This window comes from Pseudomonas sp. S3_A03, assembly GCF_054668275.1.
On record NZ_CP162753.1, the window covers coordinates 4,920,840 to 4,944,504 of the forward strand.

Sequence of the window (23,665 nt, forward strand, 5' to 3'; positions counted from 1 at the left end):
TCCCTTTCGAATTGAGCTATACAGACAGAGCGCCAAATAGTGGCTTTGTGCCGCCGCCCTGCGCCTCAATAAAAATAAAAAGGGAGTTCACCTGTGAAGAGCTTGCTCTATCCCGCCGTCGCGCTGATGAATCGCTTGAGCTTTGGCATGAAGTTCAGCTTGATCAGCGTGCTGTTCCTGCTACCGATGCTGGCGACCAACTATTATCTGGTGCGCGATTCCTGGCGCGAATTCCAGGGCACCCGTGTCGAGCTGCAAAGCCTGGACCTGCTTGGCAGCAGCCTGGCCCTGCGCCGCGACCTGGAAACGCTCAACAACCAGGTGCAAATCAACGCGACCCTCGGCCAGTCCGGCAAGGCGGGTGACCTTGAAAGCAAGATCAACAGCCTTGAGCAGGGCGCGCTCAGCCGCCTGCAAGGCTTCAGCGCAATGGCCACCGACCCTGAGCAAATTGCAGTCTTTGACGGCAAGCGCGACGAATTGATCGCCGCCTTCAAGGCTCAGCAACAGGAAACCTCGCTGCTGAGCAAAAGTGCATTGATCGGCAAATTGCTCAACCAAGCGCAGATGCTCAGCCAGATCATCGCCAGCCAGTCAGGCTTGAGCCGCGACCCCCAGAGCGACTTGCGCCAGCTCAGCGAGCTGATCACCAGTGTCACCCCGCAAGTCACCCAGACCTTGGGAGAAGGGCGGGCAATGGGCGCGTACTCACTGGGCCAGGGCTTTCTCAATTCTTCCTCCAGCACGCGGTTTGACGAACTGTTGCAGCAGTTGGAAAAGCTGCAGGCCGAATACGGGTTGAAGTTGCAGGATGCCCTGGGCTCCAGCAAAGCCGCCCACGGCGCGCTCGATGGCCTGGCCAAGGCCAGCAATGCCAGCCTCAAACACGCCAGCGAGTTGTTTGAAGAACAGGTGGTCATGGCCGAAACCCTCGACGCGCCCTGGCAGGGTTTCTATGACGCGGTCAGCCAATTGATGGCCCAGACCTACCAACTCGACGAGGCCACGCTGACGTTCCTCGGGCAGCAGTTGGAGCAGCGCCTGGCGCAGAATCGCCTGCACATGGTGCTACTGGTTTCGGCGCTGACGGCGGTGTTTTTGCTGATCTTCTATTTATATGCCGGGTTCTACGCGTCCACCCGCACGACGCTGCGCAGCCTGGGCGCGATGATGGACAAGGTGGCGGCCGGCGACATGACCGTCACCTTCGTCGCCCACAGCCGTGATGAGCTGGGTGACCTCGGCCAGGTGTTCAACGGCACGGTGGCGAAAATCCATGATTTAATCGAGCGCGTCGGGCACACCGTCGGCCAGGTCGAAGTGCAGGCGGGCCAGGTGCAAACGGTTTCGGCCCAGAGCAACCAGGCGGTTTCGGGCCAGCGCACGCAAATCGAACAGGTGGCGACGGCCATGAACCAGATGTCTTCCACTGCCCAGGAAGTCGCGCGCAATGCGGCTGCTGCGGTGAGCAGTGCCCATAGTGTCAACGAAGAAACCGTCAGCGGCCGCGGCCTGGTGCAATCCCAGCAAGCCAGCATTGCGCGGTTGGCCGGCGAAATCGACCAGTCGGTACGGGTGATCAACCAATTGGCCACCGACAGCCAGTCCATCAGCAGCGTGTTGGAAGTGATCAAAAGCATTGCCGAGCAAACCAACCTGCTGGCGCTCAATGCGGCGATCGAGGCGGCGCGGGCAGGTGAGCAAGGGCGAGGGTTTGCGGTGGTGGCCGACGAGGTTCGCACGCTGGCAAGGCGCACGCAGCATTCCACCGAAGAAATCGAACAAATGATCAGCCGTTTACTCAGCGGAGTAGACGCGGCGGTGCGGGCCATGGGCACCAGCCATGAAGTGGCTAACGGCACGGTGGGCCAGTCGCAGCAGGTCCAGCAGGCCCTGGAGAATATTCTCGGCGCCGTCGGCATGATCGTTGATCAAAACCAGCAGATCGCCGCCGCCGTGGAACAACAGACGGCGGTAGCCCACGACATCGATCAGAACATCGTCGAAATCAATCGCGCCGGCGAACATGCCGCCCAAGGCGCGCATCAGACCGAAGCGGCGAGCCGACAGCTATCGATGCAGGTGGTCGAATTGAAGCAATTGATAGGTGCCTTTCGCGTGTAGGGCGCAGATGTAGGAGGGGCGCTGCTGCCGGTGTGGCGCATGTCTGGATTTGCCTGGCCGGGTTTTCTCGTCGAGTGAATGGGTGAGAATTTATTTCACTCAATCACAGTCCAGGGTAGGCACGACGATGACCGGTGCAATTGGCATCAAAGGGCATTGCGCCCATTGCGACATCACGTTTGAACTCAAGGCTTGGCAATTGAATGCCATCGCCATCGAAGTACCTTTCGATTGCCCCTATTGCCAGCGGGTCCTGGCGCTCAATTGCCCCCGGCAGTTGCGCCACTTCAAGGCGCTGGACCACTGGGCGCTGGTACGCCCGGGCATGGTGGCGCTGACGTGCGTGGTGTTGATCGTGGCGCTGGTGGCCGAGTGGCTGGGGCTGCTCAGTGTGCTTGGGCAGTTCAACCTTTCATCACTGGTGGTGTTGGTGCATTTCGCGGTGTTGCGCTATGCCCGTCACCAGCAACGGTTGACCTTGAACCTGCAAGCCGTGAACCCGGCGCTACCAATTAAACAACTCGCACGCATTGCGTGTGCTCGCCTCGGCCAGCAATGACGGGCTGATGCCCATGCGATCGGCCAGCGCGGCGCAGATAGCCGGCAGATGCTCGGGGCTATTGCGCTGGCCTGGGTACATGGCGGGGGCCATGTCCGGCGAGTCGGTTTCCAGTACCACCGCGTCCAGCGGCAGTTGCGCCAGTACCTTGTGCATGCGCAGCGCCTGGGGCCAGGTGGCGGCGCCGCCCAGGCCAAGCTTGAAGCCCAGCTTGATGTATTCGCGCGCCTCTTCCCGGCTGCCGGCGAAGGCATGGATGATGCCGCCCCGTGCCAGGCGGATGCGTTTGAGGGTGGCAATGACCACCGCGTGGCTGCGGCGCACGTGCAGCAGCGCCGGAAGCTGGAAGTCCGCCGCCAGTTGCAGTTGGGCTTCGAACAGGCTTTGCTGGCGTTCGCGGTCCAGGTGTTCAAGGAAGTAATCCAGGCCGATCTCGCCTACCGCGCACAATTGCCGATGGCCGCGCAGGCGGCTCAGCCAGTCGCCCAGGGCCGTCAGGTCGGCGGCGCGGTGATCGTCGAGGTACACCGGGTGCAGGCCAAAGGCGGCGAACAAACCTTCATCAGCCTGTACCAAATCCCACACGCGCTGCCAATTCTGCTGATACACCCCCAGCACCACCATGCGCCGCACGCCCACTTCACGGCTATGGGCGAGGACTTCGCGGCGGTCGGTGTCGAAGTCCGCGAAGTCCAGGTGGGTGTGGGTGTCGATCAGCTCCACGCTCAAGCCTCGACAATGCGCTGCTTGAAGGTCCGGCCGATGGCGTGTACGCCCGGTTGGTACTGTTCTTCTTCAATGACCGCCAGGGCCAGGCGCAGGGCGGTTTCGGCAATAAGCTGATGCTGCTGGGCCATGGCGTTCACGGGCAGCGGCAAGAAGTCCAGCAGTTGGGTGTCACCAAAGGTGCCCAGGCGCAACGGGCGTGATTTCAGCGGGAAGTCATGCAGCGCGTCAAACACACCCTGCAGCAACACGTAGGACGTGGTCACCAGCGCGTCAGGCAGATGCCCCAGTTGATGCAGAAGTTGCTCCATCAACTGGCGGCCACAGTCGCGGCTGAAAGCTTCGCCGTGTTCGACGATCACCTCACCCGCGAACCCTTGCAGCGCTTCACGGAAGCCGGCGGCGCGCTCCTGGCTGATGCTCAGCTCGGGCCGTGCGCCGATCAGCACAATCTGTTTGGGCAACGGCTGCAGCAAGCTGCTGGTCAGTTGCTGGCAGGCCTGGCGGTCGTCGCTGACCACCGAGCAGAACTGCTCCGGCGCCATCACCCGGTCGATGGCGATCACCGGCAGGCCCTTGGCTTGCAGCTCGCGGTAACTGTCGTCGCTGGCGGGCAGGCAACTGGCCACGAACAACGCATCGCAGCGTCGTGCGCGGAACAGTTGCAGCAGTTGGCGCTCGCTGTCTGCGTCGTCGTCGGAACTGGCGATCAGTAGCTGATAGCCGCGCGCGCGCGCGCCTTGTTCCAAGAGCTTGGCGATTCGTGCGTAACTGGGGTTTTCCAGGTCGGGCAGGATAAAGCCCAAGGTGCGCGTGTGCCGACTGCGCAGTCCGGCGGCCTGGGGGTTGGGGGTAAAACCATGGGCCTCGACCACCGCACGCACCCGCTCGACGGTAGCGTTGCTGATGCGTTGCTGTGCGGCCTTGCCATTGATCACGTAACTGGCGGTGGTCACGGAGACACCGGCCAGGCGTGCGATATCACTGAGTTTCAAACCGGGATTTCCTTGTTTTTTGGAGCTTGCCCCGACATTTTGTCCAATCGTAACCGATTCCAGCCTGCCGCCCATGTCCGCGCTCAAACGCCGAGTGGTTCTTCAAGGATGCGCAATAAACGCGTAATCTGCCATAAATTCTAGATTAAACGTTTCAGCCAGCGTATTTTTAAGACGTTCGCTACTGAGTAACTACTGCCAATTGACTACTCAGTCAGCTATCACTGAACACCTTTACACTGTTTTATTCAAAACAATACCTAGTGCACCCTTTGCACTAACTAGGAGAACGGCATGCTTGAGCTCACTGTAGAGCAGATATCCATGGGCCAAGTGGCTGTGGATAAATCTGCTGCCTTGCACCTGCTCGCAGACAAACTGGTGGCCGATGGCCTGGTCGCCGAGGGTTATCTCAGCGGTTTGCAGGCCCGTGAAGCCCAAGGCTCGACTTTTCTCGGCCAAGGTATTGCCATCCCCCACGGCACTCCCGAAACCCGCGACCAGGTTTTTCTTACCGGCGTGCGCCTGCTGCAGTTCCCCGAAGGGGTGGACTGGGGCGACGGCCAGATCGTCTACCTGGCGATTGGTATTGCCGCCCAATCGGATGAACACCTGCGCCTGCTGCAACTGCTTACCCGTGCCCTCGGCGAAACCGACCTGGGCCAGGCGCTGCGCCGTGCCGCGAGCGCCGAAGCCTTGCTGAAACTGTTGCAAGGCGCGCCGCAGGAACTGGCGCTGGATGCGCAGATGATCAGCCTCGGCGTGTCCGCCGACGACTTCGAAGAGCTGGTGTGGCGAGGTGCGCGCCTGTTGCGCCAGGCCGATTGCGTGAGCAATGGCTTTGCCGCGGTGCTGCAGCAGGTCGATGCACTGCCACTGGGCGATGGCCTGTGGTGGCTGCACAGTGAACAGACGGTCAAGCGTCCGGGCCTGGCGTTTGTCACACCGGACAAGCCCATGCGTTACCTCGGCCAGCCGCTCAACGGTCTGTTCTGCCTGGCCAGCCTTGGCGAAGCGCACCAGGCCTTGCTGGAGCGCCTGTGCGCCTTGTTGATTGAAGGCCGCGGCCAAGAGTTGGGGCGCGCTACCAGCAGTCGCGCGGTGCTGGAAGTATTGGGCGGCGAACTGCCGCCTGACTGGCCGAGCGCCCGCATCACCCTGGCCAACGCCCACGGCCTGCATGCACGCCCGGCGAAGATCCTCGCGCAACTGGCCAAGAGTTTTGACGGCGACCTGCGTGTGCGCATCGTCGATGGTCCGGTAGGCGCCGTGTCGGTGAAAAGCCTGAGCAAGCTGCTCAGCCTCGGCGCGCGTCGCGGCCAGGTGCTGGAATTTGTCGCCGAGCCGAGCATTGCCGGCGATGCCCTGCCCGCGCTGTTGGCGGCGGTGCAAGAGGGCCTCGGCGAAGAGGTCGAGGCGTTGCCGACGGTGAGCGCCCAGCCCGAAGTGCTCGATATCGAGCCGGCAGTCAGCGCGCCGCCGGCCGGCAGCCAGGTGCAGGCAATTGCCGCCGCGCCGGGCATTGCCATCGGCCCTGCGCATATCCAGGTCCAGCAAGTCTTCGACTACCCGCTGCGCGGCGAAACCTCGGCCGTTGAGCGTCAGCGCCTGCAAGCCGCCCTGGCGGACGTGCGCCGGGATATCCAGGGCTTGATCGAACGTAACCCGTCCAAGGCGATCCGTGAGATTTTCATCACTCACCAGGAAATGCTCGACGACCCCGAACTGACCGACGAAGTCGACACGCGCCTCAAGCAGGGCGAGAGCGCCGAAGCCGCGTGGATGAGCGTGATCGAAGCCGCCGCCAAGCAGCAGGAGGCATTGCAGGACGCCTTGCTCGCCGAGCGCGCCGCCGACCTGCGCGACATCGGCCGGCGTGTATTGGCGCAATTGTGCGGCGTCGAAGGCGCCCAGGAGCCGAGTGAGCCTTACATCCTGGTGATGGACGAAGTCGGCCCCTCCGATGTTGCGCGCCTGGACCCGACTCGCGTCGCCGGCATCCTCACCGCCCGTGGCGGCGCCACGGCGCACAGTGCCATCGTCGCGCGCGCCCTCGGCATTCCCGCGTTGGTGGGCGCCGGCCCCGGCGTGTTGTTGTTGGCCGCCGGCACGCCGCTGTTGCTCGATGGTCAGCGCGGCCGCCTGCATGTGGACGCCGACGCCGCGACCCTGCAACGCGCCACCGTTGAACGCGACACCCGCGAACAACGCCTGCAAGCCGCTGCGGCCCAGCGCCACGAACCGGCCCTGACCCGCGATGGTCATGCCGTGGAAGTGTTCGCCAACATCGGCGAAAGCGCCGGGGTGGCCAGCGCGGTGGAGCAGGGCGCCGAAGGCATCGGTTTGCTGCGTACCGAACTGATTTTCATGGCGCACCCCCAAGCCCCGGACGAAGCCACCCAGGAAGCCGAATACCGCCGCGTGCTCGATGGCCTCGGCGGGCGCCCGCTGGTGGTGCGTACCCTCGATGTGGGCGGTGACAAGCCGTTGCCTTACTGGCCGATTGCCGAGGAAGAAAACCCCTTTCTCGGTGTGCGCGGTATTCGCCTGACCCTGCAGCGCCCGCAGATCATGGAAGCGCAGTTGCGCGCATTGCTGCGTTCCGCCGACAGCCGCCCGTTGCGCATCATGTTCCCCATGGTCGGCAGCGTGGATGAATGGCGCGCGGCCCGCGACATGACCGAACGCCTGCGCCTGGAGATTCCGGTGGCGGATCTGCAATTGGGCATCATGATCGAAGTGCCCTCCGCCGCGTTGTTGGCGCCGGTGCTGGCCAAGGAGGTCGACTTCTTCAGCGTCGGCACCAACGACCTGACCCAATACACCCTGGCCATCGACCGTGGCCACCCGACCTTGTCGGCCCAGGCCGATGGCCTGCACCCGGCGGTGTTGCAACTGATCGACATCACCGTGCGCGCGGCCCATGCCCATGGCAAATGGGTCGGCGTGTGCGGCGAGCTGGCGGCGGACCCGCTGGCGGTGCCGGTGCTGGTCGGCCTGGGCGTGGATGAGTTGAGCGTGTCGGCCCGCAGCATTCCCGAAGTGAAAGCGCGGGTGCGTGAATTCAGTCTGAGCGAGGCCCAGCGCCTGGCGCAACAAGCACTGGCGGTGGGTTCCCCTGCCGAAGTGCGTGCCCTAGTGGAGGCGGTGTAAATGGCAAGGATTCTAACCCTGACGCTGAACCCGGCGTTGGACCTGACGGTGCGTTTGCCGCGCCTGGCGCCCGGTGCAGTCAACCGCAGCGAAACCCTGCTGACCCATGCCGCCGGCAAGGGCGTGAATGTCGCCCAAGTGCTGGCCGACCTGGGGCATCACGTAAGCGTCGGCGGGTTTCTCGGCAGCGCAAACCCCCAGGCGTTCGAGGCGCTGATCGCCGGCCGTGGGTTTGGCGACGTGTTCATTCGTGTACCGGGCGAAACCCGCAGCAATATCAAGATTGCCGAACAGGATGGCCGGGTTACCGATATCAATGCGCCGGGGCCGCTGGTGAGTGAGCAGGCGCAACAAGACCTGCTCAACAGGATCGCAACCGTCGGCCTCGACTTCGATGTGGTGGTGGTGGCCGGCAGCTTGCCGCGCGGCGTCAGCCCGCAGTGGTTTCAGGGCATGTTGGAGCACCTCAAAAACCTCGGATTGAAAGTCGTGTTGGACACCAGCGGCGAAGCGCTGCGCGCCGGTTTGAAGGCAGGCCCCTGGATGGTCAAGCCCAATACCGAAGAACTGGCCGAGGCGCTGGACAACGCCACCGATGCCGTCAGCCAACTGCATCAACAGGGTGTGGAGCACGTGGTGGTTTCCGACGGTGCCGCAGGCGTGACCTGGTACAGCTCGGGTGCGACGCTGCATGCCACGCCGCCACGGGTGACGGTGGCCAGCACCGTGGGCGCCGGCGACTCGCTGCTGGCCGGCATGCTGCATGGTCTGCTCAGCGGCGACACGCCCGAGCAGACGCTGCGCCGTGCCACCGCGATTGCCGCGATGGCGGTGACGCAGATCGGTTTCGGCATCAGCGATGACGCGCACTTGGCGCGCCTCGAAAGCGGCGTTGTTGTACGCCCGCTGACAGAACAATAAGAGGGTTTGTGATGAAGTTAGCCATTGTTACTGCCTGCCCCAACGGCATGGTCACCAGTGTGCTGTGCGCCCGCTTGTTGGACGCCGCCGCGCAACGCCAGGGTTGGAGCACCAGCGTCGAAGTGGTGGATACGCAGCACCCGGAGCGCGCGTTGTCCCAGGCCACGATCGACGGCGCCGAATGGGTGTTGCTGGTCAGCAGCACACCAGTGGATATGCAGCGGTTTGTCGGCAAGCGCGTATTCCAGAGCACCCCGGCGCAGGCGTTGGCGGATGTCGAAGCGGTGCTGCGTCGCGGTGCTGAAGAAGCCCAGGTATTTGTCGCCAGCCAAGCCCCCGTTGCGCCGAAGAGTGCCCCGCGGATCGTGGCGATCACGGCCTGCCCGACCGGCGTCGCCCACACCTTCATGGCCGCCGAAGCTTTGCAGCAGACGGCCAGGCGCCTGGGTTACGACTTGCAGGTCGAGACCCAAGGCTCGGTTGGGGCGCGTACGCCGTTGAGCCCGCAGGCCATCGCCGATGCCGATGTGGTGTTGCTCGCGGCCGACATCGAAGTCGCCACCGAGCGCTTCGCCGGCAAGAAAATCTACCGTTGCGGCACCGGCATTGCCCTCAAGCAATCCGAGGCGACCCTCAACAAGGCCCTGGCCGAAGGCAGCGTTGAAAGCGCGGCCAGCGGCGCGGTGGCCAAGCCGGAAAAAACCGGCGTGTACAAACACCTGCTCACCGGGGTGTCGTTCATGTTGCCGATGGTAGTGGCGGGCGGGTTGTTGATCGCGTTGTCGTTCGCGTTCGGCATTCACGCGTTTGAACAGCCAGGCACTCTCGCGGCGGCGTTGAAAACCATCGGCAACAGCGCCTTTACGTTGATGGTGCCACTGCTGGCGGGTTATATCGCGTACTCGATTGCCGACCGTCCTGGCATTGCGCCCGGCATGATCGGCGGCCTGTTGGCCGGCACGTTGGGCGCGGGGTTTATCGGCGGGATCCTGGCGGGTTTCCTGGCGGGCTACAGCGTCAAGCTGATCAGCCGTGCCGTGCGCTTGCCGCAGAGCATGGAGGCGCTCAAGCCGATCCTGATCATCCCGTTGCTGGCGAGCCTGTTCACCGGCCTTGCGATGATCTATCTGGTGGGGCCGCCGGTGGCGCGCATGCTCACCGGGCTGACCGACTTCCTCAGCACGATGGGCACCACCAACGCGGTGCTGCTGGGTATCTTGCTGGGCGGCATGATGTGTGTGGACCTGGGTGGGCCGATCAACAAGGCCGCGTATGCGTTTTCGGTGGGGTTACTGGCGGCGTCCAGTGGCGCGCCGATGGCCGCGACCATGGCCGCCGGCATGGTGCCGCCAATCGGTATGGGCATCGCCACGTTCCTGGCACGGCGCAAATTTGCCCAGACCGAGCGCGAAGCCGGCAAGGCCGCGATGATCCTTGGTTTGTGCTTTATCTCCGAGGGCGCGATTCCGTTTGCCGCCAAAGACCCGCTGCGCGTGATCCCGGCCAGCATCGCCGGCGGTGCATTGACCGGCGCCTTGTCGATGTACTTCGGCTGTGTGCTGGCGGCGCCCCATGGCGGGTTGTTCGTCCTGGTGATCCCGAATGCAATCAACCATGCGCTGTTGTACCTACTGGCGATTATGGCCGGCAGCCTGTTGACCGGCGTGGTGTACGCGTTGATCAAGCGCCCGGAAGCGGTGGAGCTGGCAGTCACCACCGCCAAGGCCTGACACCCTTCAATAATGTGGGGGCTTGCTCCCACATTGGAGCTCGGCTCACCGCAGGGTGAGTGTCACATTCGCTTCATTCCTGCGTGTTTAAGTGCCCTTTTGATTCTCAAGAGGGCACCCGCATGAGCCACTTCGATCTGGGCCGTCGCCGCGTGATGCAAGCCGTCGGCGCCGGTCTTTTGCTGCCGGGCCTGGCGCCTGCGGTGATCGCGTCGGTCAAGGACCGGCCGCAACTCACTGACGGTGTGCAGTCCGGCGACCTGCTTGGCGACCGCGCCATGATCTGGAGCCGCAGCGACCGCCCGGCGCGCATGGTGGTGGAGTGGGACACCCGCAGTGTCTTCAGCAACCCGCGTCGATTCGTTTCGCCGCTGGCCGATAACCGCAGCGACTTTACCGCCCGCGTTGAACTCAGCGGGCTGCCCGCCGACCAGGCGATTTTCTACCGCGTGCACTTCGAAGATGCCCAGACGGGCATCGCCAGCGAGCCCTGGTTCGGCCACCTGCGCAGCGTGCCGCAACAGCGGCGCGACATCCGCTTTGTGTGGAGTGGCGACACCGTCGGCCAGGGCTTCGGCATCAACCCGGACATCGGCGGCATGCGCATCTACGAAGCCATGCGCCTGCGCCTGCCGGACTTCTTTATCCACAGCGGCGACACCATCTACGCCGACGGCCCGGTACCGACGCAACTGACCACCGAGGACGGGCGCATCTGGCGCAACATCACCACCGAAGCCAAGAGCAAGGTCGCCCAAACCCTTGACGAATATCGCGGTAATTACCGCTACAACCTGCTGGATGAAAACGTGCGCCGCTTCAATGCCGAGGTGCCGCAGATCTGGCAGTGGGACGACCACGAGGTGGTGAATAACTGGTCGCCAAGCAAGCAGCTCGATGAGCGTTACCAGACCAAGAACGTCAACACCTTGGTGGGGCGCGCGCGTCAGGCCTGGCTCGAATATGCGCCGATGCGCCTGCAGAGCGCCGACGGCGGTGGGCGGATTTATCGCAAGCTCAGCTACGGCCCGTTGCTGGATGTGTTCGTGCTCGACATGCGCAGCTATCGCGGTGGCAACGATGACAACCTGGGCGGCGCCAAACCCTTCCTGGGCCGCGAGCAACTCGATTGGCTCAAGCGCGAACTCAAGGCTTCCACGGCGCAGTGGAAGGTGATTGCCGCGGATATGCCGATTGGCCTGGGTGTACCCGACGGTGAAGTCAGCCCCGGCGTGCCACGCTGGGAAGCCATTGCCAATGGTGACCCTGGCGCGGCGCAAGGTCGCGAGCTGGAAATTGCCGAGCTGCTGGGCTTTTTAAGGGCGCAACAGGTGCGTAACCACCTGTGGCTGACGGCGGATGTGCACTACTGCGCAGCGCATCACTATCACCCGGACCGCGCAGCGTTCCAGGATTTCGAGCCGTTCTGGGAGTTTGTCGCCGGGCCCCTGAATGCGGGGAGCTTCGGGCCCAATCCATTGGATAAAACCTTTGGCCCGGAGGTGGTGTTCGAGAAGGCACCGCCGGCGCAAAACACCTCCCCATTTGCCGGGTTTCAGTTTTTTGGCGAGGTGAACATCGATGGTCAGACGGCGGAGTTGACCGTGATATTGCGGGACTTGGATGGGATCTCGGTGTTCCAACAGAAGCTGCAACCAACCTGACTTGAAATGCAATCCAAATGTGGGAGGGAGCAAGCCCCCTCCCACATTGGATCGCGTCAGTACACGTCTCTACGGTAACGGCCTTGCTCGATCAAGCGTTCCACCGCCTCACGTCCGAGGATATCCAGCAGTGCCTGATCCACGCCCGCCGCCATCCCCTGCAAACTGCCGCACACATAAATCGCCGCGCCATCGGCCAGCCATTTGCGCACGACATCCGCCGATTCGCGCAGTCGGTCCTGTACGTAGATCTTCTCTGCCTGATCCCGCGAGAACGCCAGGTCCAGCAAGGCCAGATCACCGCTGGCCAGCCAGCTTTGCAGCTCATCCCGGCACAGATAGTCGTGGGCGATATTGCGTTCGCCGAACAACAACCAGTTGCGCTGCTGGCCATCGGCAATGCGTGCCTTAAGCAGGCTGCGCAGTCCGGCGAGGCCGGTGCCGTTGCCCAACAGAATCAGCGGCACCGGGGCATCCGGCAGATGGAAACCACTGTTGCGCCGCAGGCGCAGGCTGATGCCCGAGCCGACCGCCGCGTACTCGGTGAGCCAACCCGAACCCAGGCCCAGGCTGCCGTCGGGGTGGCGTTCCTGGCGCACGATCAGTTCCAGGACGCCGTCGCTGGCAATCGAGGCGATGGAATATTCACGCATGCCCAGGGGCACCAGCGCGTCCACCAGCGCCTGGGCGTGCAGGCCGACCAGATGGGTGCGGTTGTCCGGCAGTTGACGGCTGGCCAGGGCCTGGTTGAGAGGCTGCGCCAGCCCGTCGATCAGTACATCGTCGCTGCCCGCCAGGCCCAGGCCGTCAAGGAAGTGCTCGAGGGCCGATGGGCAGTTGCGCGGCAGCACTTCCACCAGGTCACCGGCTTGCCAGGTGTGCGGCTTGGGCGGGGTGAGGCCCAGCAGGTATACCGCCGAGCCGCTGCTGTTGGCGTTGAGCAGGCGGCGCTGGCTGAGCGTCCAGAGTTCGTACTGCGCGGTGGGCCATGCCGTTGCGGGCGCGTGGCCGGTCAGTTGCCCCAGTTGTTGTTGCCAATGCAGCAGCGCGGCGGTGTCGCCGCTGTCCACTTCCACCGGGGCGAACAGCGGGTTGCCGCCCTGGTTGGTCAACCAGAAATGCAGGCGTCGGGCAAAGCCGCAGAAGTGCTCGTACTGGCGATCACCCAGGGCCAGCACCGAGTAGTTCAGGCCCTTGAGGGAGAGGGCTTGCCCAAGCACGCTGCGTTCGAAACCGCGGGCGCTGTCGGGCGCTTCGCCGTCGCCGAAGGTGCTCACCACAAACAGTGCGTGGTGCGATTGGCACAGGTCATCCTGGCTGACGCTACCCAGCGGCTGCACCTTCACCGGCAGGCCGGCCGCCTGCAATTGCGCGGCGGTCTGCCAGGCCAGCTGTTCGGCAAAACCGCTCTGGCTGGCAAAGCCGATCAGCCAGGCCGGTGCATCGCTGTGGTTGGCGCCGAGGCCTTGGCGGGCATCGCGCACCTGGCGCTTTTTGCGACGACGGTCCAGGTACAGCAGCCAGCCGGTGATAAAGAACAACGGCATCAGCATCGAGCTGAGGGTGAGGAGAATGCGCCCGGTCAGGCCGAAATAGCTGCCGGTGTGCAGTGCGTAAAGGCTGGTCAGCAACTGCGCCTTGAAGCTTTTGTTGGCGTACTGATCGTGGGATTTGACCTCGCCGGTGGCCGGGTCCAGGTTGATCTGGTTCAGCGCGCGGTCATGGGGTGAGTTTTGCAGCAGGTAATAGACCGTGGCGGGCTGCCCGGCGACTGCCGGCATACGGATGTTGTAGGCGCTCAAGCCGGGGCCGGCGTTGCTGTAGATACTGCTCCAGATCGCCTCGTAATTGGCGACCGGCGCCGGGCCGGCGGGGGCTGGGCCGCGTGTGCGCACCCGTTCGTTTTGCGGGGCGTCGGACAGCAGCTTGGTCAGGCCCTGGCTGTACCAGTCGTAGGACCAGGACAGGCCCGTCAACGCCGCCAGCAGATAGGCCAACAGGCACCAGGTGCCGAATACCGAGTGCAGGTCCCAATTGAAACTGCGGCCCTTTTTGCGCCAGTCCAGGGTCAGCCACGCACGCCAGTTCGCGACCTGGCGCGGCCAGCGCAGGTACAGGCCGGAGAGGCAGAAGAACACCAGGATCAGGGTGCAGGCGCCGGTGATCTGCCGCCCGGTTTCACCCATGGCGAGGAAACGGTGCAATTGCAGGATAAAGCCGAAGAAGTCCTGGCCGACCACATCACCCCGATAGTCGCCGGTGTAGGGGTCGAAGTAGCGCATCTGGCCCCGGCGCTCGCCCGGCGGCGGGGTGAAGGACACGCGTGCGGCGAGGCCGCTGTCGCGTTCTACCCAGAGCATGGCCACGGTTTTGCCTTCGGTGGCTTCCAGTTTGCGCACCAGTTCGGCGGGTGGCAGCACGCCGGCTTCGCGTTTTTCTACGCTCAGTACGCTGGGGTTGAGCGCGCGCAGTAGTTCATCCTGAAACGAGACCGCCGCCCCGGTGATCCCCATCAAGGCCAGCACCAGCCCGGCAGTGATGCCGAAGAACCAGTGCAACTGGAACAGGGTTTTCTTCAACACGTCTGACCGCCTCGTCTATCTGGGTATGTAGGGCACGGCGCGCATTATGCCGTGGCTTGTCGAGAAACATTCTGTTTTACATAAAAAAGCCCCGCGCATCCGATGCGTGGGGCTGTTTGCTGCGTGTCGCGGCGGTTTAGAAGTGGAAGCTGGTGGTCAACAATGCCGTACGCCCAGCCGCCTGGTTGGCGAAGTGCGAGCCGTAGGCCTTGTCGTAGTAGACCTTGTCGGTCAGGTTTTGCACGTTCAGTTGCAGGTCGACGTTCTTGGTCAGCTTGTAGCTGGCCATGGCGTCGTAGCGGGTGTACGACGGCACGTAAACGGTGTTGCCCACATCACCGTAAACGTCGTCGACATAGAACGCGCCGCCGCCGACGGTCAGCTTCGCGGTGACGTCGTAGGTGGTCCACAGGCTGAAGCTGTTCTTCGGCGTGTTGGGCATTTGGTTGCCCTCGTTGGAACCGGCGCTGATTACCCCGTTGCGCCCGTTACGACCGGCCTTGACCAACTCGCTGTCCAGATAACTGTAGCCGGCGAACACTTGCCAGTGATCGGTGAGCTTGCCGCTGGCGGACAACTCGATGCCATCGACCTGGGATTCACCGGCATTCTGGTAGGTGAGCGCGTCGACCAGGATGCGCGTGTTTTTCTTCTCGGTGCGAAACACCGCGGCGGTCAGCGACAGACGATCGTGGAACAGGTCCCACTTGGTGCCCAACTCGTAGTTGACGGTTTCTTCGGGCTGCAGGTCGCTCGATGCGGCGCCCGCCGACAGTGGGTTTGCGTCGGCGCCTTCACCCACCAGGCCGCCGGCTGGCGATGCCGAGGTGGCGTAGGAGGCATAGATGCTGGCGTTCTCCACCGGCTTCCAGACCAGGCCGGCCTGCCAGTTGAAGAACTGGCTGTCATCCTTGATTTTGCTGCGCGCTTTGACGGTGGCGGTCGGTACCGCGTTGGTGTTGGCTTCGGTGTCGAAGGTGTCGTAGCGCAGGCCGACGTTGAGCAGCCATTTCGGGTCGAGTTCGATGGTGTCGAACACATAAGCAGCGCGGCTGGTGGCCTTGGTGTTGGTGCCCAGGTAGTTGCGCGCGGTGCTGCCGGCCCAGGCGTCGTCCGGGTTCGGGTTGCTCAGCGAGGTGCATTGGCCGCCGCGACCACCGCCGGCCACGGTGCAGACCGGGTTGGCGTTCGGGCTGACGGTGTAGCTGCTGACGCGGGTTTCTTCACCGGTAAATTCCAGGCCGGTGGAGTAGCTGTGCTTGAAGCCCAGCGCCTGGAAGCTGCCGAACAGGTCGGTCTGGTTGGTGGTGGTCGTGGTGGTGGACACGCGGGTGTTGGCGCGGCGCCACACGGTACCGAAACGGTTGACGTTGAACTTGCTGTCATCCGGCTGGGTGAGCACGTAGTCCTGGCCGGTGCTGCCGTGGCGCAGGGTGTTTTTCAGGGTCATGTTGTCGTTCAGGTCGTGCTCGACAGAGACCGTGCTGATATCGGCGCGGGTCTTGCGAAAATCACGGTCCTTGAGGCCGTAGAAGTTGCTGCTGTCGCCGCCGTCGGTGGGTTTGTCATGCACGTGGGCGGTGGCGGTCGAAGAGCCGTAGCCGTAGGGAATGCCCGAGTCCGGCAGGTCGTTGCTTTCCATGTGGTAGTAGCTGAGATTGACGCGGGTCGGGGTGCCCAGGCCGAAGGTCAGCGATGGGGCGACGCCCCAGCGGTCGTAGTTCACCGCATCGCGGCCCGCCACGTTCTGCTCGTGGGTCATCAGGTTGAGACGGAACGCGGCGCTGTCGTCGAGGAACTGGCGGTTCACATCGAGTACGTAGCGACGGGTCTGGTCGGAGCCGTAGGTGAAACCACCGTTGGTGAAGTCCCCCGCCTGTGGGGTCTTGCTCACCAGGTTGAGGCTGCCGCCGGCCGAACCGCGACCGCCGAACGAAGAGTTCGGGCCTTTGCTGACTTCAATCGACTCGATATCGAAGATCTCGCGGCTCTGGCCGCCGGTGTCGCGCACGCCGTCCAGGTAGGTGTCGCCCTGGGCGTCAAAACCACGGATAAACGGGCGATCGCCCTGCGGGTTGCCGCCTTCACCGGCACCAAACGTGATGCCCGGTACGGTACGCAAGGCATCCTGCAACGAGGTGGCGGCGGTGTCCTTGAGTACCTGCTGTGGCACTACGGTGACCGAGCGAGGGGTGTCCACCAGGGGCGCGGTGTATTTCTGCGAGGATGCTTTTTCGACTTGGTAGGAGGTGTCGTCCTGTGCTTCGCCGGTGATGCTGGTGGCACCCAGGGAAATACTGTTGCGCTGGCCTTTTTGTTCCGTGTCTTCGGCCGCTTGCGCCATGTGGGCGGCAGAGCTGGCACCGAGGGCAACGCCGATGGCCGAGGCCAGCAGACGTGGTGAACCGGCGGTTGTTTTTAGTGTGGTGCGCGACATGACGTGTCCTTTCCCCAAGGATGTGAGGCCGCGGAATATAGGTTGAACAAGACTCCATATCAATTGCGATACATTGCTAATTGCATTGAATTTACATTCTTTACACTTTTTCCTTAAGGTTTTTGCGATCTCGTTCGTCCCTGCGTTTTACACAGCGGATAAGAATCAATACCATTGGCGCCTTTCCGCTGACAGGTAGTGCCTCATGTTGCTGCATATTCCCGGCCTGTTCTCTCGCGAGGAAGTGCAGCGCATCCGCCAGGCTCTGGAAAGCGCTGATTGGGCCGACGGTAAAATCACTGCCGGGCACCAGTCCGCCAAAGCCAAACACAACCTGCAATTGCCCGAAGGCCATCCGTTGGCCAAGGAAATCGGCGCGGCGATGCTTGAGCGCCTGTGGCAAAACCCACTGTTTATGTCGGCGGCGTTACCGCACAAAGTCTTCCCGCCGCTGCTCAACTGCTATACCGCTGGCGGCAGTTTCGACTTTCATATCGATAACGCGGTGCGCCAGCCCAAAGGCAGCCACGAGCGTGTGCGCACTGATCTGTCATCCACCCTGTTCTTCAGCGACCCCGACGAATACGACGGCGGCGAATTGGAGATCCAGGACACCTTCGGCCTGCAGCGCGTCAAGTTGCCCGCCGGCGACATGGTGCTGTACCCAGGCTCGAGCCTGCACAAAGTCAACGCCGTAACCCGTGGCGCGCGCTACGCCTCGTTCTTCTGGACCCAAAGCCTGGTGCGCGAAGACAGCCAGCGCACCCTGTTGTTCGAGATGGACGGTGCGATCCGGCAACTGACCGCCGACGTACCCGACCACCCGGCGTTGATCCAGCTCACCGGCACCTACCACAACCTGTTGCGTCGCTGGGTGGAGGTCTGAGATGGGGTTTTTATTGCGCCGCGCAGAAGTGCTCAACGTCGAACAATTGCAGCGCATGCTTGACGACTCGCCGGTGCGCGCCGCCCAGGCGATCCTGATCGCGGCGAAGGAGGGCGTGGTCGATGCCCAGGCCCTGCTCGGGCAAATCCTGCTGCAAGGACGCGGTATTGCCCGTGATGAAGCGCTGGCGCTGCGCTGGTTTCGCATCGCGGCGCAGGGCGGTCACCTGATGGCGCGCAATATGGTCGCGCGTTGCCTGGAACATGGCTGGGGCTGCCCGGCCGATGCGGTCGCGGCGGCGCAACAATACCGTCTGGCCGCCGAGGCGGGGCTGGATTGGGCGCAGTACAACTACGCCAACCTGCTGGCGACCGGTCGCGGTGTGGCTGAGGACCAGCCGCAAGCACTGCGCTTGTATCGTCTGGCGGCGGAGCAGGGCCACGCCAAGTCGATGAACCTGCTGGGGCGCTACCTGGAAGACGGCCTGTATTGCCCGAGGGACCCGCAGGCCGCCGTGGACTGGTATCGCCGCTCAGCCGACGGCGGGGATTTCCGTGGGCAGTTCAGTTATGCGGCGGTGCTGGCGGATAGAGGCCAGGTCGAGGCGGCGCTGGAGTGGCTGCACAAAGCGCTTGCCGGCGGCAATCTGAAGTTTTTGCGGGTGGCCCACAAGGCGCTGGCGGCGGCCAACGATCCGCCGATTCGCGCGATGGCCGAGGCCTACCGACAACGCGCCGCCAGCCTTCCCGAGGCATAAAAAAACCCATGACACGTCATGGGTTTTTCTTGCAGCTTAAAACTTGCTGCTGCTGTTAAACATAAAACGACTTCAACGGTGGAAAGCCATTGAACTCAACCGCGCTGTAGCTGGTGGTGTACGCACCGGTCGACAGCCAGTACAGACGATCACCGATCGCCAGGTTCAGCGGCAGGCCGTACTTGTAGTTTTCGTACATGATGTCGGCGCTGTCGCAGGTGGGGCCGGCGATGACCACTTCTTCCATCTCGCCTTTCTTCTCGGTCCAGATCGGGAACTTGATGGCTTCGTCCATGGTTTCGATCAGGCCGGAGAACTTGCCCACATCCGTGTACACCCAACGTTCCACGGCGGTACGCGATTTGCGCGCTACCAGCACCACTTCACTGACCAGGATGCCGGCGTTGGCGATCAGCGAACGGCCCGGCTCCAGGATGATTTCCGGCAGGTCGTCGCCGAAGTCTTCCTTGAGGAAGCGGATGATTTCTTCTGCGTAGGTTTCCAGGCTGTTGGTGCGGGTGATGTAGTTGGCCGGGAAGCCGCCACCCATGTTGATCAGCTTGAGATGGATGCCGTCTTCTTCCTTCAGGCGTTCGAAAATCACTTTGACCTTGGCGATCGCCGCGTCCCACACGCTGATGTCGCGCTGTTGCGAGCCGACGTGGAAGGAGATGCCGTAAGGCACCAGGCCCAGGTCACGGGCCAGGATCAGCAGGTCCATGGCCATGTCGGTCTGGCAGCCGAATTTGCGCGACAACGGCCAGTCAGCCGTGGTCGAGCCTTCGGTGAGGATACGCACATACACTTTCGAGCCCGGCGCGGCCTTGGCGATGTTGCGCAGGTCGGCTTCGGAGTCGGTGGAGAACAGGCGCACGCCCTTCTCATAGAAGTAGCGGATGTCTTTGGATTTTTTGATGGTGTTGCCGTAGCTGATACGGTCGGCGCTGACGCCGCGGTCCATGACCTTGTCCAGCTCATAGATCGAGGCGATGTCGAAGCTCGAGCCTTTGTCCTTGAGCAGGTCGATGATTTCGACGGCCGGGTTGGCCTTGACCGCGTAATACACTTTGGCGAATTCGAAACCGGCGCGCAGGTCGTCGTAGGCCTGGCTGATCATCGCGGTGTCGATCACCACGAACGGGGTTTCTTGCTTGTCGGCAAACGCCTTCATTTTGTCAAAAGTGGCGCGTGCGAAATAGTCTTCGACGTTGATCGACATGCTGGGAACTCCTAAGGGCAAACTGTATTAATCAATGGGTGCAACTGAACGTCCTCCGTATCCCCACTTTGGTTCGCCTACTTCCCAAGGCATGTCGCCGAAAGCAAAAAGGCCATGGGAGTTACCGCTTCCCTTGGCCTTGCTGTCTCGTCGTCAGTACTTGAGCCGGATGGATCGTTTCCAGCATGGACGTTCGGCGCGAACTTTAGGGCTTGATGGGCGTGGGATCAACTAAAAATGTCGCGTTTCTGCACGCGTTCGTCGCGCGGCCGTGTGCAGCTACTTATGTAACCGACCGGTGTGACGGATTGATGTTCCCCGGATGAGGCAAATCGACGGTATTTCGCTGACACACGGGAGGCCCAAGTGGGAGGGGCATGCCCCCTCCCACATTTTGAACGGCGTCGTGTCAGTTCAGATCAGGCGAGGGCGGTTTCGGCAGGCGAGACAATGCTGGTCTTGCCCCCACGTGACTTACCGGAACTCAGGTATTCGGCAATCGACTCCTGGGTCACTTCACCCAGGAACACGCGCTCCGCATCCATCACCGGCAACCACGAACGGTTGAACTCGTACATGCGCGACAGCAGGATGCGCAAATGCTCGTCATACGCCGCCGTGGCATTGAACTCGCGCAGGTACTGGCCGCAAGTGCCGGCCTGGCGGTGCAGGTCGCGACGGCGCACATAGCCCAGCGCCTTGTTCTCGGCGCACGTGACCACCACATAACGGCGGTCCGTTTCGTCCATCAACTCCAGCGCTTCGGCCACCGGCGTTTCCGGGCTCACCGAGGGGGCGTTGTCGGCTGCGTCTTCGGCCTTCACCAGCAACAGGCGCTTGAGGGTGCTGTCCTGGCCCACGAAGTTGCTGACGAACTCGTCGGCCGGGTGGGCCAGCAAGGTGTCCGGATGGTCGATCTGCAACAGCTTGCCGGCGCGGAAGATCGCAATCTTGTCGCCCAGCTTGATCGCTTCATCGATGTCGTGGCTGACCATGATCACGGTCTTGTTCAGCGCGCGTTGCATCTCGAAGAACTCGTTCTGGATCATTTCGCGGTTGATCGGGTCGACCGCGCCGAACGGCTCATCCATCAGCAGCAAGGGCGCATCCGCCGCCAGGGCGCGGATTACACCGATGCGCTGTTGCTGCCCGCCCGACAATTCACGCGGGTAGCGGTGCAGGTACTGCTTGGGCTCCAGCTTGATCATGCTCATCAACTCGCGGGCGCGGTCGTGGCATTTCTGCTTGTCCCAGCCGAGCAGCTTGGGCACGACCACGATGTTCTCCTCGATGGTCATGTTGGGGAACAGGCCGATCTGCTGGATGACGTAGCCGATGTTGCGACGCAGGGTCACTTCGTCAAGGTCAGTGGTGTCTTCGCCGTTGATCAGGATCTTGCCCGAGGTGGGCTTGATCAGGCGGTTGATCATTTTCAGCGTGGTGCTTTTGCCGCAGCCCGAGGGACCGAGGAACACGCAAATTTCGCCTTCATTGACGGTCAGGCTTACGTCGTTAACGGCAGTCACGGTTTTGCCGTTGCTTTGAAAAGTCTTGGACAGGTTTTGAAGTTCGATCATTTGAGTAATCCCTTTTGGAGTCAGCGAGCGTTGCAACCACTGCAGAAGCAGGTCGGCGAAGATGGCCAGGAGACTGACCAGCACGGCGCCGACGATCAGCATCGACATATCGCTGCGGCTGATGGAAGCCAGAATAAGTACACCCAGGCCACCGGCGCCGATGGTGGCGGCGATGGTCATCACACCGATATTCATCACCACGGCGGTGCGCACACCGGCGAGGATCACCGGCACGGCGATCGGCAGCTCGACCATGCGCAGGCGCTGGCCGAAGGTCATGCCGATGCCTCTGGCGGCTTCGCGAATGCCGGGCTCGACGCCGGTCAGGGCCAGGTAGGTGTTACGCATGATCGGCAGCAGGGAGTAGAGGAACACGGCGGTGATCGCCGGCATCGGCCCCAGGCCCTGGCCGAACGTGGAGTAGAACGGCAGCAGCAGGCCAAACAGGGCGATGGACGGCACGGTCAGCAGCACCGTCGCGCTGGCCTGCAACGGGCCGGCCAGGGTCGGGAAACGTGTCATCAGGATGCCCAGCGGCACGCCGATAAAAATCGCGAGGATCACCGCGATGCCGACCAGGGTGATGTGCTGCCAGGTCAGGTGCAGGACCTGGGCCCAATCAAGATGGGAAAAGGCGTTTAAAAATTCCATGTCTTCTCCTCTTTAGTTGATGGGGTGTTGGCGCAGGAAGTCGGCGGCAACGGCGGACGGGCTTTCATGGCCGACGTCGACCCGAGCGTTCAGTTGGCGCATGGTTTCATCGTCGAACAGGTTGGCCAGTGGCTTGAGTTCGGCGGCCAGTTGCGGATGCTGGTCCAGGTATTCCTGGCGGATCACGGGGGCTGCGGTGTAGTCCGGGAAGTAGTGCTTGTCGTCTTCGAGCAGCTTCAATTTGAACGCATTCAAGCGACCGTCGGTGGTGTAGACCAAACCGGCGAACACCTGGCCGTTACGCAGCGCGGTATAGACCAGGCCAGCGTCCATCTGCCGGGTGTTCTTGCGCGTCAGGTTCATGTCGTACAGCTTGACCATGCCGGCCAGGCCGTCGGAGCGGTTGGCGAACTCAGTGTCCAGGGCGACCAGGCGGTGTTCCTTGGTGTCTTGCGTCATGGCCTTGGTGAGGTCGCTGATGCTGTTGATCTCGGGATGTTGCTCGGCGACTTTCTCCGGCAGCGCCAGGGCGTAGGTGTTGCTGAAACGCGATGGCGACAGCCAGACCAGGCCTTTTTTCGCGTCGAGTTCTTTCACACGGGCGTAAGACTGTTCGCTGTCGAGTTTTTCATCGATGTGGTTGTAGGCCACCAGCGACACGCCGGTGTATTCCCAGATCAGATCCAGTTGCCCGCTTTCCTGGGCGCTACGCGCCAGGTTGCTGCCCAGGCCGCCGGTCACGCGAGCATCGTAGCCCTTGGTACGCAGGTACTGTGACGTGATTTCGGCGAGCAGGGTCTGTTCGGTGAACACCCGGGCGCCGATACGGATCACGGGTTTTTCGGCGGCTTGCGCAATGCCTGCAAGCAGCAGGGCGCAGCCTAATATCAAGCTTAGTTTTTTCATGTGATTTCCTTGGGCAAGCCTTAAGACGCGCGTACTCCGCGCTCCAGCCAGAGGCGGCTGGCCATGGTCACCAAACCGTCGAGCAGCAATGCCAGCAATGCGGTGCACGCGGCGCCGAGCAGCAGTTGCGGCTGATTGTTCAGGGCGATGCCGGGGAAGATCAGGCTGCCCAGGCTGTTGGCGCCAATCAGGAAGGCCAGCGGCGCGGTGCCGACGTTAATCGCCAGGGCCACGCGCACACCGCCGATGATGATCGGCACCGCGTTGGGCAACTCCACGCGAAACAGCACCTGGCGCGGCGTCATGCCGATGCCGGTGGCGGCTTCCTTGAGCGAACCTTGAACGTTTTTCAGGCCTTCGTAGGTGTTGCGCACGATGGGCAGCAGGGAGGCAAGGAACAGCGCGAAGATGGCCGGGCCACTGCCGATGCCAAGGACGCCGAGAGCGATGGCCAGTACGGCCAGGGGAGGGACGGTATTACCGATGTTGAAGATCTGCATGAAGCGTTCTGCGCGCCCGACCATGTTCGGTCGGCTGAGCAGGATACCGGCGGGGATGCCCACAACGAGGGCCGCCAGCATGGAGGCTAGAACGAGGATCAAATGTGCTTGCAGGTAAAACAACAAATCGTCGCGGTACAGTTCGATCGTGTTGATGCCGATCCAGTGGACCAGCAGGGCCAGGAGCGCGACGACAACCGCGCCTCCTATAAGCCCTTTGCCATAGCGAATAGCCACAGGCGGACTCCTTTTTTCTTTTGTCGGCGAACACATTCTCC

At 62.7% G+C, this 23,665-nt stretch carries 16 protein-coding genes and 1 pseudogene; 8 read left to right on the plus strand and 9 right to left on the minus strand.

Annotated features, from left to right (window positions below):
• Nucleotides 1–93 precede the first annotated feature (93 nt).
• Together AB4O25_RS22530 and AB4O25_RS22535 are read left to right on the plus strand one after the other, a co-directional pair.
• On the plus strand, nt 94–2,124 hold the full coding sequence (locus tag AB4O25_RS22530) for a methyl-accepting chemotaxis protein (protein ID WP_460149988.1): 2,031 nt from the start codon (nt 94–96) through the stop codon (nt 2,122–2,124).
• Nucleotides 2,125–2,251: 127 nt separating this feature from the next.
• Nucleotides 2,252–2,683 carry a hypothetical protein gene (locus AB4O25_RS22535; RefSeq protein WP_017529853.1) on the plus strand — a complete coding sequence of 144 codons (432 nt, stop codon included), beginning with the start codon at nt 2,252–2,254 and terminating at the stop codon, nt 2,681–2,683.
• Here the strand turns inward: AB4O25_RS22535 and AB4O25_RS22540 are convergent.
• Both AB4O25_RS22540 and cra read right to left on the minus strand, forming a co-directional pair.
• Nucleotides 2,630–3,406 carry a TatD family hydrolase gene (locus AB4O25_RS22540; protein ID WP_065877309.1) on the minus strand — a complete coding sequence of 259 codons (777 nt, stop codon included), beginning with the start codon at nt 3,404–3,406 and terminating at the stop codon, nt 2,630–2,632. The two genes, AB4O25_RS22535 and AB4O25_RS22540, sit on opposite strands and share 54 nt — an antisense overlap.
• 2 nt (nt 3,407–3,408) lie before the next feature.
• A complete protein-coding gene (gene cra / locus AB4O25_RS22545; protein ID WP_017529851.1) occupies nt 3,409–4,404 on the minus strand; it encodes a catabolite repressor/activator in 996 nt (331 codons plus the stop codon).
• 294 nt (nt 4,405–4,698) lie between these two features.
• Here cra and ptsP point away from each other — a divergent pair, with 294 nt between their 5' ends.
• The 4 genes from ptsP to AB4O25_RS22565 all read left to right on the plus strand — a co-directional run bounded on the left by ptsP (nt 4,699) and on the right by AB4O25_RS22565 (nt 11,872).
• Complete coding sequence (ptsP, locus tag AB4O25_RS22550) at nt 4,699–7,557, plus strand: phosphoenolpyruvate--protein phosphotransferase (protein ID WP_017529850.1); 2,859 nt, start codon at nt 4,699–4,701, stop codon at nt 7,555–7,557.
• A complete protein-coding gene (pfkB, locus tag AB4O25_RS22555) occupies nt 7,558–8,478 on the plus strand; it encodes a 1-phosphofructokinase (RefSeq protein WP_017529849.1) in 921 nt (306 codons plus the stop codon).
• An 11-nt stretch (nt 8,479–8,489) separates the two neighbouring features.
• A complete protein-coding gene (locus tag AB4O25_RS22560; RefSeq protein WP_017529848.1) occupies nt 8,490–10,208 on the plus strand; it encodes a PTS fructose-like transporter subunit IIB in 1,719 nt (572 codons plus the stop codon).
• Nucleotides 10,209–10,330: 122 nt separating this feature from the next.
• Entirely contained in the window at nt 10,331–11,872 is a 1,542-nt protein-coding gene (locus tag AB4O25_RS22565) for an alkaline phosphatase D family protein (protein ID WP_460149989.1), read from the plus strand.
• Between the two features lie 56 nt (nt 11,873–11,928).
• Here the strand turns inward: AB4O25_RS22565 and AB4O25_RS22570 are convergent, their stop codons facing one another.
• On the minus strand, nt 11,929–14,454 hold the full coding sequence (locus AB4O25_RS22570; protein WP_068938060.1) for a PepSY domain-containing protein: 2,526 nt from the start codon (nt 14,452–14,454) through the stop codon (nt 11,929–11,931).
• A 136-nt stretch (nt 14,455–14,590) separates the two neighbouring features.
• Nucleotides 14,591–16,891, minus strand: coding sequence for a TonB-dependent receptor (locus AB4O25_RS22575; protein ID WP_460149990.1), 2,301 nt, complete (start codon nt 16,889–16,891; stop codon nt 14,591–14,593).
• Nucleotides 16,892–17,096: 205 nt separating this feature from the next.
• On the opposite strand from AB4O25_RS22575, the gene AB4O25_RS22580 reads away from it, so the two are divergent.
• Both AB4O25_RS22580 and AB4O25_RS22585 read left to right on the plus strand, forming a co-directional pair.
• The gene (locus AB4O25_RS22580; RefSeq protein WP_017530143.1) at nt 17,097–17,777 is read left to right on the plus strand and encodes a Fe2+-dependent dioxygenase; all 681 of its coding nucleotides are present in this window, start codon (nt 17,097–17,099) and stop codon (nt 17,775–17,777) included.
• Nucleotide 17,778: 1 nt separating this feature from the next.
• On the plus strand, nt 17,779–18,534 hold the full coding sequence (locus AB4O25_RS22585; protein WP_460149991.1) for a tetratricopeptide repeat protein: 756 nt from the start codon (nt 17,779–17,781) through the stop codon (nt 18,532–18,534).
• A 55-nt stretch (nt 18,535–18,589) separates the two neighbouring features.
• On the opposite strand, the gene AB4O25_RS22590 is transcribed toward AB4O25_RS22585, so the two are convergent.
• The 5 genes and pseudogenes from AB4O25_RS22590 to AB4O25_RS22610 all read right to left on the minus strand — a co-directional run bounded on the left by AB4O25_RS22590 (nt 18,590) and on the right by AB4O25_RS22610 (nt 23,660).
• Nucleotides 18,590–19,753: a type III PLP-dependent enzyme gene (locus AB4O25_RS22590; RefSeq protein ID WP_014716890.1), complete on the minus strand. Its 1,164-nt coding sequence runs from the start codon at nt 19,751–19,753 to the stop codon at nt 18,590–18,592.
• A gap of 419 nt (nt 19,754–20,172) precedes the next feature.
• Nucleotides 20,173–21,330, minus strand: a complete 1,158-nt coding sequence (locus AB4O25_RS22595) for an osmoprotectant ABC transporter ATP-binding protein OsmV (protein ID WP_017530141.1) — start codon at nt 21,328–21,330, stop codon at nt 20,173–20,175.
• A gap of 6 nt (nt 21,331–21,336) precedes the next feature.
• A pseudogene (locus tag AB4O25_RS22600) lies at nt 21,337–21,981 on the minus strand (ABC transporter permease); the annotation flags it as partial.
• A 12-nt stretch (nt 21,982–21,993) separates the two neighbouring features.
• Nucleotides 21,994–22,887, minus strand: a complete 894-nt coding sequence (locus AB4O25_RS22605) for a glycine betaine ABC transporter substrate-binding protein (RefSeq protein WP_017530139.1) — start codon at nt 22,885–22,887, stop codon at nt 21,994–21,996.
• Between the two features lie 20 nt (nt 22,888–22,907).
• The gene (locus tag AB4O25_RS22610; RefSeq protein ID WP_263290767.1) at nt 22,908–23,660 is read right to left on the minus strand and encodes an ABC transporter permease; all 753 of its coding nucleotides are present in this window, start codon (nt 23,658–23,660) and stop codon (nt 22,908–22,910) included.
• Between the last annotated feature and the right edge of the window lie 5 nt (nt 23,661–23,665).

Bases quoted from the DNA above. Each gene is read 5' to 3' on its own strand.
- AB4O25_RS22610 (WP_263290767.1), bottom strand. From the start codon at position 23,660: ATGTGTTCGCCGACAAAAGAAAAAAGGAGTCCGCCTGTGGCTATTCGC.
- AB4O25_RS22605 (WP_017530139.1), bottom strand. From the start codon at position 22,887: ATGAAAAAACTAAGCTTGATATTAGGCTGCGCCCTGCTGCTTGCAGGC.
- AB4O25_RS22595 (WP_017530141.1), bottom strand. From the start codon at position 21,330: ATGATCGAACTTCAAAACCTGTCCAAGACTTTTCAAAGCAACGGCAAA.
- AB4O25_RS22575 (WP_460149990.1), bottom strand. From the start codon at position 16,891: ATGTCGCGCACCACACTAAAAACAACCGCCGGTTCACCACGTCTGCTG.
- AB4O25_RS22585 (WP_460149991.1), top strand. From the start codon at position 17,779: ATGGGGTTTTTATTGCGCCGCGCAGAAGTGCTCAACGTCGAACAATTG.
- AB4O25_RS22565 (WP_460149989.1), top strand. From the start codon at position 10,331: ATGAGCCACTTCGATCTGGGCCGTCGCCGCGTGATGCAAGCCGTCGGC.
- AB4O25_RS22580 (WP_017530143.1), top strand. From the start codon at position 17,097: ATGTTGCTGCATATTCCCGGCCTGTTCTCTCGCGAGGAAGTGCAGCGC.
- pfkB (WP_017529849.1), top strand. From the start codon at position 7,558: ATGGCAAGGATTCTAACCCTGACGCTGAACCCGGCGTTGGACCTGACG.
- AB4O25_RS22590 (WP_014716890.1), bottom strand. From the start codon at position 19,753: ATGTCGATCAACGTCGAAGACTATTTCGCACGCGCCACTTTTGACAAA.
- ptsP (WP_017529850.1), top strand. From the start codon at position 4,699: ATGCTTGAGCTCACTGTAGAGCAGATATCCATGGGCCAAGTGGCTGTG.
- AB4O25_RS22535 (WP_017529853.1), top strand. From the start codon at position 2,252: ATGACCGGTGCAATTGGCATCAAAGGGCATTGCGCCCATTGCGACATC.
- AB4O25_RS22560 (WP_017529848.1), top strand. From the start codon at position 8,490: ATGAAGTTAGCCATTGTTACTGCCTGCCCCAACGGCATGGTCACCAGT.